Annotated in this window: 21 protein-coding genes; 11 read left to right on the top strand and 10 right to left on the bottom strand. The window is 32.4% G+C overall.

Going from position 1 to position 19,945, the window contains the following annotated elements; all coding sequences use genetic code 11:
• Nucleotides 1–288: 288 nt before the first annotated feature.
• Nucleotides 289–1,188 (bottom strand): NifU family protein, encoded by a 900-nt coding sequence (locus FJV36_RS05590; RefSeq protein WP_158727802.1) that lies wholly within the window; start codon nucleotides 1,186–1,188, stop codon nucleotides 289–291.
• 163 nt (nucleotides 1,189–1,351) lie between these two features.
• Between FJV36_RS05590 and FJV36_RS05585 the strand changes: the two genes are divergently transcribed.
• Both FJV36_RS05585 and FJV36_RS05580 read left to right on the top strand, forming a co-directional pair.
• Nucleotides 1,352–2,347: a type IX secretion system membrane protein PorP/SprF gene (locus tag FJV36_RS05585; RefSeq protein ID WP_158980896.1), complete on the top strand. Its 996-nt coding sequence runs from the start codon at nucleotides 1,352–1,354 to the stop codon at nucleotides 2,345–2,347.
• A 6-nt stretch (nucleotides 2,348–2,353) separates the two neighbouring features.
• On the top strand, nucleotides 2,354–2,869 hold the full coding sequence (locus FJV36_RS05580) for a gamma carbonic anhydrase family protein (protein WP_158727800.1): 516 nt from the start codon (nucleotides 2,354–2,356) through the stop codon (nucleotides 2,867–2,869).
• Nucleotides 2,870–2,875: 6 nt separating this feature from the next.
• Here FJV36_RS05580 and murI read toward each other — a convergent pair whose 3' ends face one another.
• From murI to FJV36_RS05540, 8 genes are all read right to left on the bottom strand, one after another.
• On the bottom strand, nucleotides 2,876–3,655 hold the full coding sequence (murI, locus tag FJV36_RS05575; protein WP_158727799.1) for a glutamate racemase: 780 nt from the start codon (nucleotides 3,653–3,655) through the stop codon (nucleotides 2,876–2,878).
• A 109-nt stretch (nucleotides 3,656–3,764) separates the two neighbouring features.
• Nucleotides 3,765–4,265 carry an OmpH family outer membrane protein gene (locus tag FJV36_RS05570; RefSeq protein ID WP_144889506.1) on the bottom strand — a complete coding sequence of 167 codons (501 nt, stop codon included), beginning with the start codon at nucleotides 4,263–4,265 and terminating at the stop codon, nucleotides 3,765–3,767.
• A gap of 21 nt (nucleotides 4,266–4,286) precedes the next feature.
• The gene (locus FJV36_RS05565; protein ID WP_158727798.1) at nucleotides 4,287–5,282 is read right to left on the bottom strand and encodes an OmpH family outer membrane protein; all 996 of its coding nucleotides are present in this window, start codon (nucleotides 5,280–5,282) and stop codon (nucleotides 4,287–4,289) included.
• A gap of 33 nt (nucleotides 5,283–5,315) precedes the next feature.
• Entirely contained in the window at nucleotides 5,316–8,033 is a 2,718-nt protein-coding gene (locus FJV36_RS05560) for an outer membrane protein assembly factor (protein WP_158727797.1), read from the bottom strand.
• A complete protein-coding gene (locus tag FJV36_RS05555; RefSeq protein WP_158727796.1) occupies nucleotides 7,966–8,706 on the bottom strand; it encodes an isoprenyl transferase in 741 nt (246 codons plus the stop codon). The genes FJV36_RS05560 and FJV36_RS05555 overlap by 68 nt, the downstream gene beginning before the upstream one ends.
• 2 nt (nucleotides 8,707–8,708) lie before the next feature.
• Nucleotides 8,709–9,383, bottom strand: coding sequence for a DUF6089 family protein (locus tag FJV36_RS05550; RefSeq protein WP_158727795.1), 675 nt, complete (start codon nucleotides 9,381–9,383; stop codon nucleotides 8,709–8,711).
• A 169-nt stretch (nucleotides 9,384–9,552) separates the two neighbouring features.
• The gene (locus tag FJV36_RS05545) at nucleotides 9,553–10,437 is read right to left on the bottom strand and encodes an NAD kinase (protein ID WP_158727794.1); all 885 of its coding nucleotides are present in this window, start codon (nucleotides 10,435–10,437) and stop codon (nucleotides 9,553–9,555) included.
• 55 nt (nucleotides 10,438–10,492) lie between these two features.
• Nucleotides 10,493–11,152, bottom strand: a complete 660-nt coding sequence (locus FJV36_RS05540) for a CBS domain-containing protein (RefSeq protein WP_158727793.1) — start codon at nucleotides 11,150–11,152, stop codon at nucleotides 10,493–10,495.
• Between the two features lie 112 nt (nucleotides 11,153–11,264).
• Between FJV36_RS05540 and FJV36_RS05535 the strand changes: the two genes are divergently transcribed.
• The 3 genes from FJV36_RS05535 to FJV36_RS05525 all read left to right on the top strand — a co-directional run bounded on the left by FJV36_RS05535 (nucleotide 11,265) and on the right by FJV36_RS05525 (nucleotide 15,196).
• The gene (locus FJV36_RS05535; RefSeq protein ID WP_158727792.1) at nucleotides 11,265–11,978 is read left to right on the top strand and encodes a pyridoxine 5'-phosphate synthase; all 714 of its coding nucleotides are present in this window, start codon (nucleotides 11,265–11,267) and stop codon (nucleotides 11,976–11,978) included.
• Nucleotides 11,979–12,058: 80 nt separating this feature from the next.
• Nucleotides 12,059–14,338 (top strand): TonB-dependent siderophore receptor, encoded by a 2,280-nt coding sequence (locus tag FJV36_RS05530; RefSeq protein WP_233264518.1) that lies wholly within the window; start codon nucleotides 12,059–12,061, stop codon nucleotides 14,336–14,338.
• Nucleotides 14,339–14,341: 3 nt separating this feature from the next.
• A complete protein-coding gene (locus tag FJV36_RS05525; protein WP_158727791.1) occupies nucleotides 14,342–15,196 on the top strand; it encodes a DUF4249 domain-containing protein in 855 nt (284 codons plus the stop codon).
• A 49-nt stretch (nucleotides 15,197–15,245) separates the two neighbouring features.
• Here the strand turns inward: FJV36_RS05525 and FJV36_RS05520 are convergent, their stop codons facing one another.
• Nucleotides 15,246–16,571, bottom strand: a complete 1,326-nt coding sequence (locus FJV36_RS05520; RefSeq protein ID WP_158727790.1) for a hypothetical protein — start codon at nucleotides 16,569–16,571, stop codon at nucleotides 15,246–15,248.
• 178 nt (nucleotides 16,572–16,749) lie between these two features.
• On the opposite strand from FJV36_RS05520, the gene FJV36_RS05515 reads away from it, so the two are divergent.
• From FJV36_RS05515 to FJV36_RS05490, 6 genes are all read left to right on the top strand, one after another.
• A complete protein-coding gene (locus tag FJV36_RS05515) occupies nucleotides 16,750–17,508 on the top strand; it encodes an alpha/beta fold hydrolase (RefSeq protein ID WP_158727789.1) in 759 nt (252 codons plus the stop codon).
• Nucleotides 17,509–17,559: 51 nt separating this feature from the next.
• Nucleotides 17,560–17,904 carry a phage holin family protein gene (locus tag FJV36_RS05510; RefSeq protein ID WP_158727788.1) on the top strand — a complete coding sequence of 115 codons (345 nt, stop codon included), beginning with the start codon at nucleotides 17,560–17,562 and terminating at the stop codon, nucleotides 17,902–17,904.
• 85 nt (nucleotides 17,905–17,989) lie between these two features.
• Entirely contained in the window at nucleotides 17,990–18,361 is a 372-nt protein-coding gene (locus tag FJV36_RS05505; RefSeq protein ID WP_158727787.1) for a hypothetical protein, read from the top strand.
• 148 nt (nucleotides 18,362–18,509) lie between these two features.
• Complete coding sequence (locus tag FJV36_RS05500) at nucleotides 18,510–18,863, top strand: heavy-metal-associated domain-containing protein (protein ID WP_158727786.1); 354 nt, start codon at nucleotides 18,510–18,512, stop codon at nucleotides 18,861–18,863.
• 79 nt (nucleotides 18,864–18,942) lie between these two features.
• Nucleotides 18,943–19,413 (top strand): TlpA disulfide reductase family protein, encoded by a 471-nt coding sequence (locus FJV36_RS05495; protein ID WP_158727785.1) that lies wholly within the window; start codon nucleotides 18,943–18,945, stop codon nucleotides 19,411–19,413.
• A 4-nt stretch (nucleotides 19,414–19,417) separates the two neighbouring features.
• A complete protein-coding gene (locus FJV36_RS05490; RefSeq protein ID WP_158727784.1) occupies nucleotides 19,418–19,693 on the top strand; it encodes a heavy-metal-associated domain-containing protein in 276 nt (91 codons plus the stop codon).
• The last annotated feature ends 252 nt before the right edge of the window (nucleotides 19,694–19,945 follow it).

Here is a 19,945-nt window from a genome sequence, read left to right as displayed (position 1 = left end):
TAGTCAATTTTTTTTAATAATGGTTTATCCTATTATTAATAATTTATTGATAATCAGTTGGAAAACGAGTTTTGTTTGTTGAAAGTATTGATTTTACTCGTTTTGTGGGGTGTTGATTTTGGGAATAGCCAGGCCTTTTTATTTTAATTTGAATGTTAATTTGGATCGTGATAATACCTTTATTCTAGATGAAACACAAAAAAAGCGCTTCGATAGAAACGCTTTTTTAAAATAACTAAATTATACACTCTAGGGTGTAATTAATTGCTAAAGCAAGATGAAAAGTACTTATGCATTAACGGCTTCTACTTTGATACTTTCGTCGTTTAGCATGCTTTTTAACATGTTCTCGATACCGCTTTTTAAAGTAAAAGTTGATGATGGACAACCACTGCAGGCTCCTTGTAAAATTACTTTTACCAGTTTTTCCTCCTCGTTATAAGAGTCAAAAGCAATATTACCACCATCAGCCTGGACAGCTGGTTTTACATATTCTTCTAATATATTAATGATTTGTTGAGATGTGGTATCTAAATTATCAAACTCTTGTGCTTTTACAGTTTCACTAGCTGTGTTGCTTGCAATGTAGCTTTCATCAAGTACAATACCTCCGTTTTCAATATATTGTTTGATAAAACTTCTCAGTTCTAATGTAATTTCTTGCCATTCATTGATGTCATATTTAGTAATTGAAATATAATTTTCATCGATAAAAATTTCTTTTACGTAAGGAAATTTAAATAATTCCTTTGCTAATGGCGAAGCACTTGTTTGATCAATATTTTTAAATTCTACTGCATTTTTAGTTAGCATTTTGCTCACTACAAATTTTAAAGCAGCAGGATTTGGAGTAGTTTCTCCATACACATTTACAGGTTGCTTCTTTGTCGGAGTTTCACTTTTAGTGACAATTACTCCCCCGTCTTTTATGAATTGCTCAATTTGTTCTGCAACTGCTTCCTTTACGTCGTCCCATTCTACAATGCTAAATCTTTCGATTGCAATAAAATTACCAGAGATATACACGGTTTTTACAAAGGGTAAGTAAAATAATTTTTGAGCCAATGGCGAATCTTTAGCTTCGTCGATATTCTTAAACTCAAAATTTTCATTTTGTGTTATAAAATCTTCAAACTCAAATTTTAATATAGTTGGGTTTTGCGTTTCTTTTATGTTGATTTTGCTCATGATTTTTGAAATTTTTACAAATTTACTAAAGTTATTTTCTATGAATACCTATATTTGATTTTTTAAAGAAGAAATTAACTTTTGTTATCTAGTTTATGGTTTCAAGATTTGATTTTACGCTATTATAGCCAGTCAATTCATTTGGTTAATTAAATTTTTTTCAATGTATCAAAAACTTTCTGTTTTACTTGTTTTTTTCTTTTTTCAAAATTCTTTTGCTCAAGAGGGAATCCCTGTTTATTCCGATTATCTATCTGATAATTATTACCTTCTTCATCCTTCTATGGCAGGTGCTGCAAATTGTGCTAAAATAAGACTTACTGCTCGTAAACAATGGTTTGGTCAGGATGATGCTCCTGCTTTGCAAACACTCAGTTTTAATGGTAGAATAAGTGATAACGCCGGTGCGGGTATTATTGTTTTTAATGATAAAAATGGATTTCATTCTCAAAAAGGTGTTAAACTTACTTATGCTTATCATTTGATGTTTTCTAGAGACGAAGTAGATCTTAATCAACTGTCTTTTGGTATGAGTGCGGGTTTTATTCAAAGTCAACTGGATCAAACCTCTTTTTTAGAGCCTGGACAAAGTGATCCTTCTGTAGATGGAACGGTGATGCTTAAAGAAGCTTATTTTAATACCGATATTGGTTTGTCTTATAATTATCTTGATTTTTATGCCCATGCTACTGTAAAGAACGCCATCGAATCTAGAAGTGCAATTTATAGTGATTACGAAAATAGCAATCTAAGAAAGTACATGATCAGTGCAGGGTATAATTTTGGTAATCCAAAAGGGTTGCTTTTGGAGCCCTCTATTTTGTTTCAAATGGTTGAAAGTACAAAAGAAAAATCAATGGACTTCAATTTGAAAGTTTACAAAAACATTGATTTTGGTCGTGTGTGGGGTGGTCTTTCATACAGACGTAGTTTAGAAGGAGCACAGTTTAATGATAAAGGTGGCATTGGAACCCAAAAATTACAATATATTACTCCTATCGTGGGTGTGAATGTTAATAAATTTATGTTTGCTTATACTTATTCTCAAGTTTCGGGAGCCGTGCAGTTTGATAACGGTGGTTACCATCAAATTACCTTAGGGATTGATTTATTTTGTAAGCCAGCTAAATATTCATGTAATTGTCCAGCCATAAACTAATTTTTTATGATCATAAAATCGGTTCTAGGAAAAACTCCTGCTATACCTGAAGATTGCTACGTTGCAGAAAATGCAACCATTGTAGGCGATGTGAAATTTGGAAAAAATTGTAGTGTTTGGTTTAATACTGTAATTAGAGGTGATGTAAATTTTATTACCATCGGAGATAAGGTAAATATTCAAGATGGAGCCGTTATTCATTGTACCTATAAAAAGCATCCCACAATTATAGGGAATAATGTTTCTATAGGGCATAATGCTATTGTGCACGGTTGTATCATACACGACAACGTTTTAATAGGTATGGGCGCTATAGTTATGGATAAATGTGTTGTAGAGAGTAATTCTATTGTAGCTGCAGGTGCCGTGATTACTCAAAACACAGTTGTTACTTCAGGCTCTATTTGGGCTGGAGTTCCTGCCAAAAAAGTTAAAGATATTGATCAGTCTGATTTTGCTGGTGAAATTGAACGTATCTCTAATAATTATGTAATGTATTCAAGCTGGTTCAAAGAAGAGTAAATTACTTTAAAAATCTTTACTAATGGCGATAAAATCATTACCAATAATTTCTTGAAGCACTTTTGGGGTTGTGTTTGTGTAGAATATATTTTTAGTCTCCGAACTATCGCCAAAACCTACCTTTTCTTTTAGTACATTTTGTGTTTGTTTGGCTACAGCCTGACCTGAATCTATAATTTGAATGTGATCAGGGAGTATTTTTTTTATTTGCGGAATCAAATAGGGGTAATGGCTGCAACCTAGTACAAGATAATCAATGTTTTCTCTAATCATTGGTACAAGATAAGATTCTAGTAAAAGAGTCATTTCTGGGGAGTTTATCTGTCCGTTTTCTATCAATTGAACCAAGCCGTGTCCTACTTGTTCGATTATTTTTGTATCCTGATATTTTTCAGTGGTTTTGTTAAAGAGTTCACTATTGAGTGTGCCTTGTGTAGCTAAAATGCCTATGACTTGTGTTTTTGAATGCGTTACGGCAGGTTTTATAGCTGGTTCTATGCCTATAAAAGGAATAGTATATTTGGCCCTTAATTCTTGAATAGCGTTTGTGGTAGCGGTATTGCAAGCCACTACTATTAATTTACAACCCATATCTATTAAAAAATCAGTGTTCTTCATGCTCAAGGCAATAATATCTGATTTTGATTTTTGACCGTAGGGAGCATTTTTGCTATCGGCAAGATATATTGTTTTTTCATTTGGAAGTAAGGCATGTATAGCACACCATATTGAGGTGCCACCTATTCCTGAGTCAAAAATTCCTATCGGCTGATTGTTGTAGTCCATAGTAACAAAGTTATGTGCTTAAATTTAATATTGCAATACTGTATTGAAACAAAAAACTGCTCAAACATTAATAGTAGGAGCAGTTTTTATAATTTAAAGCTTGATTTTCTTAGAAACCTAAATCTTTTTTAACATCAGCAGTTAAGTTTGGTCCGTCAGCAAGTAATAAAGAAGATCCATCAACGATATATTGAAAACCTTTTGCTTTACCAATTTTTTGGATTGAAGCTCTTACTTTTTCCATAAGGGGTTTCATGATATCAGATTCTTTTTGTTGCAATTCTTTTTGAGCATTGTCTCTATAATCAACAATCCTTTTTTGCATGTCTTGTACTTCTTTTGAACGTTCACCGTTTATTGCTTCAGTTACTGTAGCAGCTTCTGCTTCGTACTTTTTTAATTTTCCTTGGTACTCTTCTACCATTTTTTTGTATTCAGCATCGTATGTACCGCTCAATTTGTCTAATTGTTTTTGACCATCTAATACTGCTGGCATTTTTGTCATAATTTCACTTACATCAACATGAGCTGTCTTTGCTTGTGCATTAACGGTTTGGTTTGCTCCTAACATTAATAGTGCAGCAATTAATAGAGTTTTGATTTGTTTCATCGGTTTTAAAATATTAAGTAATTAATTGTTATTTGTGTTTTTCTTTTGTAAATCTTCTTTTGCTTTTTTTTGAGCTTCGCGATCTTCAAGGATTTTTTTCTTTTTATCCTCTAAAGCTTTCTTTCGTTCTTCAAAAATTTTCTTTTTCTCTTCGGCTGAATTTATTTTTACTTCTTCCGTTTTTTGGGTCGTTTTAGTTGCTTCATTTGTGGCAGTTTTAGTTGCGTCATCTGAAGTTGGTTTTGCTAAAATCGTGCCATTTTTTTTAGCCAATCTTTCCTCTTGAATTCTTTTTTTGTTGTCCTCGAATTCTTTTTTCTTTTGCTCTTGCAATGCTTTGCGCTCTTCAAAAGCTTTGTCTCGAGCTGTCTTTTTCTCTTCTAGAACTTTTTGTCTTTCTTGAACAAGTTCGTTATCAGCATCGGTATCTTCTTTGCTTTCCCTTGCCTCAGCATCTTTGAGTTGCTTTTTTGTGAGTTGCTCTCTTTTTTCGGCACGTGTAAGAACTCTTAAAACTTGATCGCTAATATCGAATTTTTTTGCGGCAAATAGCATAGTTAGGTCCGAAGATTTATCAAAAATAAAATCATATTTTAATCGGTCTGCAATATCTTGAACTGCTGTAAAAACTTGGTCTTGTATTGGTTTTATCAGTGTTTCTTTTTGTGCTATTAAATCACCGTTAGGACCAAATCTTTTTTGCTGGTATTCTAAATTTTCATTTTCAAGAAACCGAATTTCTGTTTCTCTTTCTTCAATTAACTCTTTTGTTAATAAAGTTTTTTCTGCTTTCAGGGCTTCCTTTAGAGAATTAATCTCGTTTCTTTTAGTATCAATCTCAAGCTTCCACTTTTGAGTTCTTTGATCCAATTGATTTTTTGCCTCAATATAATCGGGTACATTTTGTAAAATATACTCCATGTCTATGTACCCAAGTTTTGTTCCTTTGACTTGTGCATTTAACCCGTGGAAAATAAATGCAAATACTATAAAAAAGACTGTAAATTGTTTTTTCATAATGGTACTATTTTAAGTTGCAAAAAAAGATGCTTAGAACTGCTGGCCTATAATGAAATGAACTGACTGTAAATTATCTCCTACTGGATCAAACCCATGAGCAAAATCAATTCCTAATAATCCAAATGCGGGCATAAATATACGCAATCCAACTCCAGCAGAACGGCTTAGAGCAAATGGGTTGTATGCTTTGAAATCTTTATATGCTGATCCCGCCTCTAAAAATCCAAGTGCATATATAGATGCTGATTGTTTTAGTGTGATAGGGTAACGTAATTCCATAGAAAACTTGTTAAATACTGTTCCACCTATTGGTTCTCCTGTTCCATTTGTAGGAGTAAGAGAGTTGTTTTTATATCCTCTTAATTGAATGTTTTCACGTCCATCCATTGCAAAGTTTGCCTGCCCGTCTCCACCTAAATAATATCTTTCAAAAGGTACTGCTCCACGATCTTGATTGTAGCTTCCTAAGAATCCAAACTCTGTTAATAAACGCAATACTAATTTATCGTAAATTTTGGTATACGTATCTGCTTTAAATTTTACTTTATAGTATTCTAACCAGTTGAATCTTTTTTGGTCTACTTTACTTGCATCGGCTACAGCCAAATTAAAATCAGTTACTTTATTGCCGTTAGCATCAATATAATCTCCAATATTTACAGTGTTACCATTATCATCTGGTATATTTTGTCTGTTTTGTGTATTCTTTAATTTGTACTCTTCTTGATTGCCAAGGTTAGCATAATCTACTCCATTAAACAAAGAATAAGGTGGAGTCAGTTTTGCCGAAAGGCTGATCTCTGATCCGTATGTAGGGAAAATTGGGTTTACACCTTTGCTATTTCTGGTAAGTCCTACAGTATATGATAAGTTTCTCGAAGTTCCGTTACCAAAGGTAAACAACCCGGTGTTGTAGTTGTTTAACGAATAGTGCTGGTAACTTATAGATTGAGATAATACAAAGAAATCATCTGGTACAGTTAGTCTTTTTGCAAGACCTACAGACAAGGTTAGGATATCAAAACTTCTTGTTTTATCTGCTCTTTGCGTAACGAAATTGTTTAAAAATTGTTTACTGTATGATAAGGATGAACTAAAAGATACTGGTTTTTTTCCTCCAAACCATGGCTCAGAAAACGACATACTATAGGTTTGAAAAAAAGTACTTGCTTGCAAACGCAATGAAACTTTTTGTCCGTCTCCCATAGGTAAGGGCTTGTAGGCTTCTTTTTTAAACATATTTTTAGCAGAAAAATTGTTAAATGATAGTCCAAGTGTACCTATGAAACCACCACCGCCATAACCACCTTGAAGTTCAATTTGGCTTGATCCTTTTTCTACAAGATTGTATTCAATATCTACCGTTCCTGCTCCTGAATCTACATTTTTAAATTTCGGGTCAATTGCTTCTGGATCAAAAAATCCTAATTGTCCAATTTCACGAACTGTACGTACTAATTCGTCTTTACTGTATTTTTCCCCTGGCTTGGTTCTTAGTTCACGGTAAATTACTCTATCATTAGTTTTATCATTTCCTACTACTGAAATTTTATTAAAATAAGCAATAGGTCCTTCAGTAATTCTAATCTCAAAATCAATGGTATCGTTTGCTGTCTTTACTTCAACTGCATTTACGTTCGAAAATAAATAGCCATTGTTTTGGTATAAGTTTGTTAAGTCTTCGGCATCTGGTTTAGACTTGTCTGCAATTCTTTTTTCAAGTAAAACACCGTTATAAGTGTCTCCTTTTTTAACTCCTAAAACTCTACCTAAACCTTGATCAGTATAGACAGTGTTTCCTAGGAATTTAATATTTCCAAAGTAGTATTTATTACCTTCTTCAACATTGATTTTTATATTTAAAAGGTTTTTATCTTTATTGTATACTATAGAGTCAGATACTATTCTAGCGTCTCTAAAGCCTTTTTCTTTGTAAGAAGCTATTACTTTTTCAAGATCGGCTTTGTATTTGTCTTTAATGTATTTTGATGGTTTTAAAACATGTAAAGGATTTTTTTCCTTTGTGTCTTTCATTACTTTACGTAATTTTTTGTCGCTAATTTTTGTATTCCCTACAAAATCAATACTTTTTATTTTGACTTTATCCCCTTTATCAATGTTTACAAGCATATTCACTTGATTGATAGTTGCGGTGTCTTTTATAGTGTTGATGTTAACTTTAGTGTTATAAAAACCGTCTTTTTTATATTTATTTTCAATATAATTTTTAGTGGTTGTTATTAAGTTTTCATTAACAACTTTTCCTTTTGTAAGAGAGTTGTCTTTAATTAATTCTTCTACTTTAGCCTTTTTTACTCCTACAATTTTTACTTCACCTAGTTTAGGTAGTTCAACAATATGTAAATCAAGGTAAATGCTATCGTTTTGAATTCTATTTACATAGAATGAGATTTCATCAAATAATCCAAGTTTACCCAGTTTTTTTATGGCTGTACTAACTTGCTCGCCAGGAATAGTGATTTCTTGTCCTTTTTGTAAACCTGTAAAAGTCACTACAGTTTGGCTGTTAAAACTGATATCTCCTACAATAGTTACATCTGCTAATATGTATTTTTTTCCTTGATCAAAAGGAACTCTTTCCTGCGCTTTTACTTGTGTAAAACACCCAAAAATTAATACGCTAAGGGCTAATTTTATGCTTTTTTTTAACACTAAAAAATTATTTAATTTGTTCACTTGTTTTTCCAAATCTGCGTTCTCTTTTTTGATAACTAATGATAGCCTCATATAAATCTTGTTCTTTAAAGTCTGGCCACAATATATCAGTAAAATATAATTCTGCATAGGCTATTTGCCACAACAAAAAATTACTTATCCTATGTTCTCCACTTGTTCGTATTAATAAATCTACCTCTGGTAAATTTTGCGTGTAAAGATGCTCATTAATAATTGAATCGTCAATATTGTCTATTGAAATTATATTATTTTTAACTTTACTACAAATGTTTTTTACGGCCGAAACGAGTTCTTCTCTAGAACCATAACTTAATGCCAAAGTCAAAGTCATTTGAGTATTGTTTTTTGTCTTTTCAATAACGTCAAGTAATTCTTTTTGAGCTGTTTTAGGTAGTTTTTCTAAGTTGCCTATGGCGTTGAGCTTAATGTTGTTTTTTTGTAGTGTGGGCAACTCTTTCTTTAAAGAGTTTATAAGAACCTTCATTAAGGTTTCTACCTCAAGCTTAGGTCTGTTCCAGTTTTCGGTAGAGAATGCATATAACGTTAAGCACTCAATACCTAATTTTGCTGTAGCTTCAATGATAAGTTTTACGGATTTAGTACCGCTTTCGTGACCAAAAGCGCGTAAAAAACCTTGTTGTTTTGCCCAGCGTCCATTACCGTCCATGATGATGGCTAGGTGTTTGGGTAATCTAGTGGTGTCTATATTTTCTAATAAATTCATTTTTATTCTTTGCAATAACACGGTTTTTGTCCAAAAGTGTATGTAAGACTTACTCCTGTAAAAACATACCAATCGTTATTATTTATATTCCCAAAATTTTGATTAAAACTGCCGTCTATATTATCGGTCATGCTGTATCTGGCTCCTGTTTCTAGAGCTAGTATTAGTTTAGGTGCAATATTAGACTTAATTCCTATTATCATAGGTATTGCAAGCGACTTTTTTCTCTCTGTTTTTCCATTTACAGTTAAGCCACTCTTGCTATTGTTTAAGTTGTAATCAGCAAATATATAATTAATGCCTGATGCTACATAGGGAGTGACTTTAGTAGAAGATTCATGTAGGTTAAAGTCAAAAAAGTTGAACTCTAGTCCTAATGATACTTCTTGGATATTAGTTTTAAAATCATATCCTCTTTTTGCTCTGCTGCCTTCTTTAGAATCTTGATCTCTAGCGGTAAGGTGTGATTGATTGTATGAAAACCTGTAGGAGTGTCTTGGACTTTTATTCCATTTGTATAAAAAACCAAAAGCAGTTTCATGTGGTGCAATATAAGTTGTTGAGCCTACATCACCTATGTAATTGCTACCGCCCATAAAAATACCAATCTCATGTATTTGAGATTGTGCTTCGGTAAAGGGGATAATAGATAATAATAAATAAAAGATCTTCTTCATTAACTCAAAAATTGCGTGCAAATATAATAATTATCAATTCGATACAATGCTCAATCTGTTAAATGTGTGTTTTTTTAATAATTCACATGGTAACGTTCATTAAACAAGGTGTTTGTTTCTTTTAAACGTAAAAAACTGATAAAATCGTATGGCTTTTAAGTTAAATGATTTAATTGCGTTTGTCTTGGCCCCAAAGTAGTTTGCTACGAAGTGTTTTTAGAAAAGTTTCTTCGGGAATTTCAACCATATTAATTTGAAATGGTGTTTTATTTAAAGTTAGTATCGATTCGTTTTTTATTGAGGTAACTCTTGAATCTAATGAAACCAAATAATTTTCTTCTCTACCAGATACTTTTAACCTTATTTCTGTTTCGTCTGGAACTACAAGTGGTCTTGCTGTTAGGTTGTGTGGTGCAATTGGTGTAATAACAAGACTTTTTACATCAGGAGTTAATATTGGTCCTCCACAACTTAATGAATATCCTGTTGAACCTGTAGGTGTTGATATGATCAATCCATCTGCCCAATATGAATTTAAAAACTCTCCGTTTAGATACGTGTCAATAGTGATCATAGAAGTAGTATCTTTTCTGCTCACTGTTATTTCATTCATTGCAAAATTAATTTCCTCAATTGCCTCGTTTGTGGGTGTGCAGGTTAAAGTTAATAATGTCCTTTTTGAAATGGTATATTTTTTATCAATTACAAATTGCATAAATGCTGCAATATTTTCCTTTTGTACTGTAGCTAAAAAACCTAGTCTGCCTGCATTTATACCTAATATTGGAATGCCGGAGTTTCTTACTAGCGTAGCAGCTCTTAATATGGTACCATCGCCACCTATGCTTATCAACATATCAAAACTGCTGTCTAATTCAGTGTGTTTGCTAAAGGTATTGTATGTTTTTTCTACAATTTTCTTATCGTTTAATATTTTTAAAAATTGAGCTTCAATAACCATTTCAACCTTTTTTTTATTGAAAAAATCAAAGATATCATTGATAATTGGTTCTGTGCTGTTTTGATAATATTGACCGTAGATAGCAACTTTCATATTTTTTGAATAATCGTTTTGTGGAATAATAACCTTTTTTAAAGTGAAATTTTCTCTAGATATTAAGGTATTTGTCTAAATAATCAGAGCGTTCTTTCAAGTTGTTGATGTAATTGTCTTCTTGATGTTCTGTCAGAATAATGTAATTGTATCTTCTGAATGTTTGAATAATTTCATTCATGGCTCCAAGAGTTATTTTTAAAGTCACCACTACATGGTCAACCTCAGCCTCAGAAACGAATAATCCTAGAAGTTTACCGTTGTTACTCTCTACGATTTGTGCTATCTGACTCATGGAGTATTCTAGTACGGGTTTTTTTACTACAATGATTCCTCCTGGTTCTTTTAAAAATGGGGTGTCGTGAAAAAAACGCATTATATCCTCTATTTCATAATACCCAACATAAGTATTGTTTTCGTCTAGAACAGGAACTAAATTCGTTTTGTTTCTAGCAAAAACTTCAAGTACGTCAAGCCATACCATATTAGTTCTTGTAAGAAAACCTTCAAGGGTGAAGCGATAATCAGACACTTTTTTAGTACCATCAAATGTTTCGATATCCTCTGATGGAATGCTACCTATATATATACCTTCATCTACAACGGGAAAGTGTGAGTAGTGGAGTTCACTAAAAAAATCCTGAACCGTGGCAATAGATTCTAGCTTATCAATAGCCTTGTAATCGTTAGTTATAAACTCTGTAATTTCTGTCATAAATCAATCCGCAATATTTCTTGCAAAATAATCAAAAATTAGCAAAATCTCCTAAGTTTTACTTTGTATTTTTGTAATCATAAAATCAATTATCAAAACAAAAGCGATATAAATGACAAAGTTAAGTGTAAATATCAATAAAATAGCTACATTACGTAATGCTCGTGGTGGTAATGTTCCTAATCTTTTACAGGTAGCTACAGATATTCAAAAGTTTGGTGCAGAAGGTATAACCATTCATCCTAGGCCTGATGAACGCCACATAAGGTATCAAGATGCGCGAGACTTAAAAGCAGTTGTTCATACAGAGTATAATATCGAAGGAAATCCGCAACATAATTTTATCGACTTGGTCTTAGAGTGCAAGCCTACACAAGTAACTTTAGTTCCAGATGCCATTGGAGCCATCACTTCTTCGGCTGGCTGGGATACGGTTAAAAATGAAGCCTACCTGACCGAGGTGATTCAGGAATTTCAACGTAACGGTATTCGAACCTCTATTTTTGTAGATCCCATTGCAGCGATGATTGAAGGAGCTCAAAAAACAGGAACCGATAGAATAGAATTATACACCGAGGAATTTGCGCACCAATACAGTCTGGGGAACAAAAAAGGAATTGACCCTTACGTTAAAGCTGCTGAAATTGCTAACCAACTAGGATTAGGAATTAATGCGGGTCATGATCTAAGTTTGGATAACATTCAGTTTTTTAAAGAGAATATTCCGGGTTTACTGGAAGTTTCTATTGGTCACGCCTTAATTGCAGAATCACTTTATTTAGGATTTGATAATGTGGTGAATATGTATTTAAGAAAGTTGAAGTAACTGGAAAATTAAATAATTATCACTGGTGAGAATTGATTTTTAATTGCTTATTTTCGCACTTTTCTTATTAAAACTAAGTATTGAAATCAATTCTTCTCTTTTTCATGTTATGCTTTTACAGCATAAGTGCGCAAACTAAAGTAATAATAAGAGGGTGCATAAAATCTTCTCAAAATAAAAACATAGTTGGTGCTTCGATTTTATTTAACACAAATAACTCTGATTACTATGCCAAGATTGATAGCACCGGTTTTTTTTCAGAGAGAATTCCCTCGGGGAAAACAAAAGTTGTAGTTAAGCATCAAAATTATGTAGAGAAGCAATTTTTTTTGGATTTATCACAAGATACATTGATTTCAATTATTCTTGAAAAAGACAATTCAATTTTAAATGAAGTTATCATTACCAATACTAAAAAAGCAGGAGTTACTAATCTATCAGGAGGAAAATTGTCCTTTAATTTAAGTGAGTTAGCCACTGTTCCTTCTGTTTTTGGTACGACAGATATAATTAAGATTTTACAACTTACCCCTGGTGTTCAAAATTCTGGCGATGCTAATGGATATCTATATGTAAGGGGTGGTGATCCAGGACACAATGCTATTTTGTATGGTGGAACTCCAGTATATGGAATGTCTCATTTATTGGGGATATTTCCTTTTTATAATACAGATCACATCAAAGAAGTTGAGTTTGACAAATCTAGTTCAAATTCAAAATATGGAGGAAGATTAAGTTCAACTACAGAATTGTTACCTAATAAAAAAATACCTTCAGTATTCCATATTCAAGGGAATATTGGGGTTTTGGCTTCTCAATTCACTTTGGCTGCTCCGATAAGTAGTAAAACAGGTTTTTATTTTTCAGCTAGAAAAACATATATTGACGAGATTATAGCACCTTTGATTAAATCAGGATCAAAGAATAACGACGTTCAAGGAATGAAGTACGGATTTTCGGACGGGAATTTTACTTTTATATCTCAACTATCTGAAAAAAATCTATTTTATATTGATGCATTTGTTAGTGCTGATGCGTTGAAAGTAAAAGATGGAAATCTTGCTTTGCGAACCAATTTAGAATGGAGCAATTTTATTGTTTCTCCAACTTTGGTGACTACTTTTTCCTCTAAAGTATCCATGTCAAATGCTGTTTATTTTAGTCAGTATTCAAATGACTTGAATATGGAACAAGCTACCATTCGGTTTGGAGTTTCTTCTTATGTCAAAGATTTTGGATTTAATAATTCGGTTAAATTTTCGATTAAAAACATGCCAATTGAATCTGGTGTTCAGTATGTTTTTCATGATTTACAGCCTCAAAAAATTAGTGTTGAAAACTTAACTAATTTGAATACTGCTTCTCAAGATAACACTATCAATTCAAGCGAGGCTGCTATTTTTGCCACTATTAAACCAAAGATTACGGATCATTTTAATGCTGAATTAGGGCTTCGAATCAATTACTATACTTCAGGTACAAAAATAGATTCCTATCTTCATTTCCAGCCCCGGATATTGTTGAATTATAGAGTTAATAGTCATTACTCGTTTTATACTTCTTATAATAAGCAATATCAGTATTTGAGTATGATAACTACCTCAAGTGTTGGTATTCCAACTGACTTTTGGATGGCAAGTTCTGAGGGTATAAAGCCGCAATCGTCAGATGAATTCTCAATTGGATCTAGCCTGAACGTTACAAAAAACGTACTCTCAACGGTTGGAGGATTTTACCGCTCGATGAAAGATTTATTAGAATATCCTTATGGCGTCACCCAGTTTAATGAAGCTACAACACTCAGGAGTGACTTACTCGTTGGAAAGGGAAAAGCTTACGGTTTTGAAATGATGCTCCGAAAAAACAACGGCAAGTTTAATGGTTGGCTTAGTTATACACTGAGTTGGTCAGATCGAAATTTTGATAAATTGAATAATGGGAATACTTATTTTGCAAAATACGATAGGAGACATAATCTTTCATTGGTTGGTATGTATAATTTAAATCCAAAGTGGAATTTTGGATTGACTCAGGTCTTTAGTTCTGGAAACCGTTTTACAATGCCTACTTCTTGGTATTTTGTGAACAATAATCCGGTTAAAGAATATTCCAAATATAATAATGCACAAATGCCTAATTATCTTAGAACGGATCTTTCTGTGAATTATTTTTTTACGAAAACAAATAAAAAAGAAAGTGCATTAAATTTTTCAATTTATAACACTCTAAATATTGATAATCCTATTTATGTGGTGCTAAATATTCAGGTAAATGAAGATAAAAATAGTGTAATAGTGGAACAAGAAAAAAAGGTTTTGTATCGAATTCTACCTTCGCTTAGTTGGAGGTTTAAATTTTAATAGATGAAAAAATATTTATTATTTCTTTTAGCTTTACTCTTTGTGGATTGCGCAAAAGATGATTTTAGTAATCAAGTGAATTCTGAATCAAAAATTGTGGTAGAAGGATGGATTGAAGAAGATGATTTTGCTCAGGTTTTGCTGTCGAGTAGTATTTCTGTAGCTGAGGTTATTGACTCAACAAATGTTTTAAATCATATTATTAGGTCAGCTAAAATCACTATTTCTGACGGTGTTAATTCTGAAATTTTAAGGGTTAAGAATGATAAAGACAGAGTGCCTCCATTTGTTTATTACGGTACAACGCTAAAAGGAGTAGCTGGAAAAGAATACTCCTTAAAAATAGAGTATTTAAATAGAATTGTTGAAGCTGTTACAACCATACCCAAAAGTGTTGTACTTGAAAGGGCTGAGTATGTTAAAAAAAGTTCAACAGACACAACTGGTTATGTTTTTGTAACGTTCGAGGATCCTTTAAATGAAAAAAACTATTATCAAATTGCGACTAAAATAGATAAAAAAGAACCCATTTTTGTACCTTCATTCTACGGGAACTTAGACGATAAAAATTTTAAAACCTCTACCGTTGGAATACAAATAAATAGAGGTGTTTTACTCTTTCCTAAAACTAAATTCACTCCTTACTTTACTGATGGTGATTTGATTCATGTAAAGTTAAGAACTCAAAACAAAGAGGCGTTGGATTTCTGGAACAGTTGGCAAAATGAAATTGTAAACAGTAGAAACCCGATTTATCCTTCTAATACAAGCTTGAGATCAAATATAAAAGGAGGTATTGGTCTTTGGGCAGGTTATGGTCAAAGTACTTTGGTAGTGAAAACACCAGCAAAAAAATAAAGCCGATTTGAATATTTCAAATCGGCTTTACAGTTATAAAAATTCTAAACTATTTGTCGAAAGCTTTGATAAAGTCTTCAAATTTTGTTTCAAATTTTTCAAATCCTTCTGAGAAATAAGTGCTCATCGCTACTTCGGTATTGTCATTGAATTTTAAGTATAATTCTTCTTCATAATATTGAATGGTAGTACCACCGTTTGGATTGTATCTCCAATATCCGCCAAAGGTATATGACTTGTCAACTACCCATAAATCATTCATGTCTTTATAGGAATATCCTTTAACGGCACGTTTTACAACTTCAGCTATTTTTGTACCATCTTTTTTAGAAACTAAACTTAGTTTGATGTTTTTGTTAAAGTTGGTAACATTACCTTCAGCTGATTTTACTTGATAAGTGTTTAAATTTATAAAATAATTTTTTGTTTCATAGTCAACTGCTGGTAAGCTTTTTTCTAATGTCATTTCATCAGCAGCTGCAGTAGCTAAATCCATATTTGCTACTATAACAAAGTTATCCATGATTTGAACCAAACCATTAGCTTTTCCTCTGTATTGCACTAGTTCGTCATTATCGATCAATTTGTCAATACTTGCAGTGCTTCCTGCATTAAAAGAAATTAAATTTTTTCCATTAAAAGTAAAGGCTGCTTTTGAAGTGTTTTCTGCTGCTTTTGTTCCACTCATTTCCCAAGTGTAACCATCGTTAAGCGTCATTTTGTATGCAAATTCATTCGGTACTTCTTTCCCGTTCGCATATTTTGCAGTTTGTGTAAATGTAGCTGCTGATGCACCGTTAATAGTTAAAACGGCATCTGCAGCTGTAGGTAAAAAGATATAATCATTTACCTCAGTATTGGTTTGCCAGATATAACTGTCATAAATTTTTACTTTCACATCAGATGAAGTTCCTTTGGTAGAAAAAACTGCATTATTAGTTGTAAGAGATGCTTTTGCAGGAAAAACAAATTTCAATTCTGTTGCAGAAGCGGTTTTTGTCCAATTGTTTTTTGTAGCATTCCAAGTATAGATTCCGTATACTCCAGCGGTATTGATAATATCTTCTACTGAGTTGTCGTTTTTACCACTAAAAACATCCACAGAGCTAACATCTAATAATTGGGCTAAGTTTTGTAAAGCCTCAATTGCTCCTGAGCTTTTTGATTTGTCCATTTGAACCAACATTTCATTGGCTTCAGCTTCTAGTTTTACTTTTTGTTCAGCAGGAGTTAATTTTGAATAGGGTTGTTTGACGATTTCCGCAATTTGCTCACTTAAACTTAGTTCTGCTTTTGGGGTTACAGGTTCATCAGTAGAACAAGAGATAGTTAGTTGAGAGACCACAACTGAGAGTAAAAAAATTTTTTTGATCATGGATAATGATTTGCAAGTGTTAATGAATTAAGTATTTTTCTGTTAGAAAAAATCTTATGCAAAAATAGTTTTAATTACTTGTATTACAATACCCACTTTTGGTGATATTCTATTAAAACGTATTACTCATTTTAATGGTCTAGATTTCTTATCTTTGTAATAATTTAAAATCTATAGAATGTTACACTCAAAAATAGAAGGTTCTGGGCAACCACTATTAATTCTGCATGGATTTCTTGGTATGTCAGACAATTGGAAATCACTAGCAACGCAATTTGCATCCCGTTTTGAAGTCCATAGTATTGATCTTCGCAATCATGGTAGAAGCTTTCATTCAAGTGAATTTAGCTATGCTATCATGGCACAAGATGTTTTTGAATATTGTCAAGCATATGAGTTGTCTTCTATTTTTGTAGTAGGTCACAGTATGGGAGGTAAAGTAGCTATGACACTGGCTACAATACAACCGCAATTGATTAGTAAACTTATTGTTGCAGATATAGGACCAAAATTTTATCCACAGCATCATGAGCTCATTTTGGCGGGTTTAAATGCTGTTGATTTTTCAAAAAAACCTACTCGTAGTGATGTCGAGACGGTTCTTGAAAAATTTATTCCGGATTTTGGTACAAGACAGTTCTTGTTGAAAAATTTGTATTGGAAAGAGCCTGGTCAATTGGCTTTTAGATTCAATCTTGAAGCTTTCAATATGAATTTAGACCAGATAGGTCAGCCGCTTCCCGACAATGCGATGTACACAAAACCCACATTATTTATAAGAGGGGGAGACTCTAATTATATTTTGAATACTGATCTTGGTGGCATAGAACATCATTTTCCTATGGCAATCATTGAAACAATACCCAAAACAGGGCATTGGCTTCATGCCGAAAACCCTACTATGTTTTACAGTATAGTAATTTCTTTCCTAGAATAATGTCAAAAACCTTTAAAAAAATATTACTTTTCATTTAAAAACCATTTACTCATGAATTTACTTTTAAAAATTATCGTTACATCAATAATAGTTTTAATTCTTGCAAACTTTTTACCGGGCGTTTACGTAAATGGATTTACGACAGCTTTGATTGTAGCAATAGTTTTAGGCTTGTTAAATATTTTTATCAAACCTATTGTTGTTCTTCTAACATTGCCTGTTACAGTGCTTACATTAGGATTGTTTTTATTGCTTATAAACGCGCTTATGATTGTATTGTGTTCACAAATTGTGGATGGGTTTAAAGTCGAGACCTTTCTTACGGCAATAATTTTTAGTGTATTATTATCAGTTAGTCAATCTATAATGAATGGTTTATTAGGAATTAATAAGTAAAAAATAAATTTTAACACTCATTTAGCAATAAGATGCTGTGTTGGAAATGATCAATAAATACCTTTGTAAAATATAATTGAATACAATGTCAAAAAACCTATACATATTGCTTTTAGTTGTTTTTGGATTCTTTTTGAGTCCAATAACAACTATGGCGTGTAATCAAAAAGGGGAAATGACGTGTTGTGCTAAAAAAAGTACAGCTAAAAAAGAAAAAAAAGACTGCTGTTCAAAAACACAATCGTCTAAAAAAGATTCACACGAAGGTTGTAATGGCGCTTGTAAAAGCATTACATGCGGTGGTTCTTTTATTTATTTAGGGATAACAAACGGCATACATTTAGAATTTAATAATCCTTTGTTTGATTTTTCTGCAAAAAAACAGAATTTTTATTATTCTAATATCTTCGTATCGTCAGGATACAAGTCCATCTGGCTTCCGCCAAAAATAGCATAATTGTATTGATGACAGCCAGAAGTCTGTCTTGTTAAAAAGAATTAGCTTTAAAAAAAATCAAAAATTTGTCGTGTCATTTATTCAACAATACATTTATATGTACTGCTGAGGTATTTGACGGCGTTATATCTCAAAAAAATAAATCAAGATGAAAACATTTTATAAAATTATAGTAGCCTTAGTACTAGTGTTATCTGTGACAGTAAGCGCACAAAGTACTACTAAAGTAACCAAAACAGTGAAAATTTATGGAAACTGTGGGATGTGTAAAAAAAATATTGAAACCGCTGGCAACCAAAAAAACATTGCTAAAGTGCAATGGGATAGCGAGACTAAAATGGCAACCTTAGTGTTTAATCCTGCCAAAACAAACCAAGAAGAAATTTTAAAAAGAATTGCAGCAGCTGGTTATGATAGTGATAATCATAAAGCTCCAGATGCAGTTTATGATAGTCTTCATGGATGTTGTCAGTACGATAGAGTTACTAAAAAACAAAAATAAAAAACAATAATTCAATCAAGTGTCTACTTATTGAGCTGTGTTTTGCTCAATAAGTAAATATGTTTTAAACGTATACAAGATGAAAAATATAATAGTAGTACTCAGTATATTTTTTAATTTGGCTTTAGCCAATGCTCAAATTAAAACCGGCGATGCGTTGCCAAATGTTCAGTTAAATAACAATACTGACGTTCCAGTAACTCTTGAATCATTTAAGGGCAAGGTAGTTTTGGTTGATTTTTGGGCTTCATGGTGCGGACCATGCAGACAAGCAAATAAAAAACTAGTTCCCTTTTACAGTGCTCATAAAAACGACAATTTTGAGATAGTGGGGATATCATTGGACACTAATAAAGCAAAATGGATTGCTGCTATTCAAAAAGATAAATTGACGTATCCGCAATTGATAGATCCAAACGGATTTGATGCCAAAACGGCATTGCTTTTTGGAGTAGAGGGATTGCCAAGTTCTTATTTGTTTGATGCTTCGGGTACATTGGTAGCTATAAATCCAACAGAGGAAATTATTCTAACCTTTTTAAAAAAATAACAAGATGTTTAGAAATAATTTAAAGGCAGCCATGTCTATTGGCTTAGTTCTGCTATGTGGTTTTACCAGTTTGGCCCAGATGCAAAAAGCTGAAATTAAAGCGACTGGCTTAACGTGTTCAATGTGCTCTAATGCTATAAACAAACAGTTAAAAGCCATGAGTGGTGTAACTACTGTAACTACAGATTTAAATACGAATTCGTTTTTTGTAGCCTTTGAAAACAACAATACAATAACGCCTAAAATGTTGAAAGATGCTGTTGAAAAAGCAGGGCACTGAAAAACATCGCTTATTTTGATTAGCATCCTTTTTTAGATAATAAAAAACGCTTGTAACAGGATTTTAAACATCCGTTATAAGCGTTTTTTTTTTGCAACTGTTTTTTATTGTAGGTTATATGAGTCGGTTTTTGACTTATACAGGTTCATTTGGCAAAATGCATGTGTAGATTACATTTTCTACATTAATTTGAGTATTCTTTTTAAGTTGACTGTAAAAATTGCTATTGCACCTTGCATTTGCATATTGGTA

It is taken from the genome of Flavobacterium sp. I-STPP5a (genome assembly GCF_009764685.1).
GTDB lineage: Bacteria > Bacteroidota > Bacteroidia > Flavobacteriales > Flavobacteriaceae > Flavobacterium.
The sequence above is the reverse complement of the archived record's forward strand: the minus strand, read 5'-3'. Positions and strand labels throughout refer to the sequence as shown.

Excerpts from the sequence above, each read along its gene's own strand:
- FJV36_RS05555 (WP_158727796.1), bottom strand. The coding sequence starts at position 8,706 with ATGAATTTATTAGAAAATATAGACACCACTAGATTACCCAAACACCTA.
- FJV36_RS05525 (WP_158727791.1), top strand. The coding sequence starts at position 14,342 with ATGAAAAAATATTTATTATTTCTTTTAGCTTTACTCTTTGTGGATTGC.
- FJV36_RS05515 (WP_158727789.1), top strand. The coding sequence starts at position 16,750 with ATGTTACACTCAAAAATAGAAGGTTCTGGGCAACCACTATTAATTCTG.
- FJV36_RS05500 (WP_158727786.1), top strand. The coding sequence starts at position 18,510 with ATGAAAACATTTTATAAAATTATAGTAGCCTTAGTACTAGTGTTATCT.
- FJV36_RS05505 (WP_158727787.1), top strand. The coding sequence starts at position 17,990 with ATGTCAAAAAACCTATACATATTGCTTTTAGTTGTTTTTGGATTCTTT.
- FJV36_RS05560 (WP_158727797.1), bottom strand. The coding sequence starts at position 8,033 with ATGAGGCTATCATTAGTTATCAAAAAAGAGAACGCAGATTTGGAAAAA.
- FJV36_RS05540 (WP_158727793.1), bottom strand. The coding sequence starts at position 11,152 with ATGACAGAAATTACAGAGTTTATAACTAACGATTACAAGGCTATTGAT.
- FJV36_RS05495 (WP_158727785.1), top strand. The coding sequence starts at position 18,943 with ATGAAAAATATAATAGTAGTACTCAGTATATTTTTTAATTTGGCTTTA.
- FJV36_RS05590 (WP_158727802.1), bottom strand. The coding sequence starts at position 1,188 with ATGAGCAAAATCAACATAAAAGAAACGCAAAACCCAACTATATTAAAA.
- FJV36_RS05490 (WP_158727784.1), top strand. The coding sequence starts at position 19,418 with ATGTTTAGAAATAATTTAAAGGCAGCCATGTCTATTGGCTTAGTTCTG.
- FJV36_RS05580 (WP_158727800.1), top strand. The coding sequence starts at position 2,354 with ATGATCATAAAATCGGTTCTAGGAAAAACTCCTGCTATACCTGAAGAT.
- FJV36_RS05550 (WP_158727795.1), bottom strand. The coding sequence starts at position 9,383 with ATGAAGAAGATCTTTTATTTATTATTATCTATTATCCCCTTTACCGAA.
- FJV36_RS05510 (WP_158727788.1), top strand. The coding sequence starts at position 17,560 with ATGAATTTACTTTTAAAAATTATCGTTACATCAATAATAGTTTTAATT.
- FJV36_RS05565 (WP_158727798.1), bottom strand. The coding sequence starts at position 5,282 with ATGAAAAAACAATTTACAGTCTTTTTTATAGTATTTGCATTTATTTTC.
- FJV36_RS05545 (WP_158727794.1), bottom strand. The coding sequence starts at position 10,437 with ATGAAAGTTGCTATCTACGGTCAATATTATCAAAACAGCACAGAACCA.
- murI (WP_158727799.1), bottom strand. The coding sequence starts at position 3,655 with ATGGACTACAACAATCAGCCGATAGGAATTTTTGACTCAGGAATAGGT.
- FJV36_RS05570 (WP_144889506.1), bottom strand. The coding sequence starts at position 4,265 with ATGAAACAAATCAAAACTCTATTAATTGCTGCACTATTAATGTTAGGA.
- FJV36_RS05585 (WP_158980896.1), top strand. The coding sequence starts at position 1,352 with ATGTATCAAAAACTTTCTGTTTTACTTGTTTTTTTCTTTTTTCAAAAT.
- FJV36_RS05520 (WP_158727790.1), bottom strand. The coding sequence starts at position 16,571 with ATGATCAAAAAAATTTTTTTACTCTCAGTTGTGGTCTCTCAACTAACT.
- FJV36_RS05535 (WP_158727792.1), top strand. The coding sequence starts at position 11,265 with ATGACAAAGTTAAGTGTAAATATCAATAAAATAGCTACATTACGTAAT.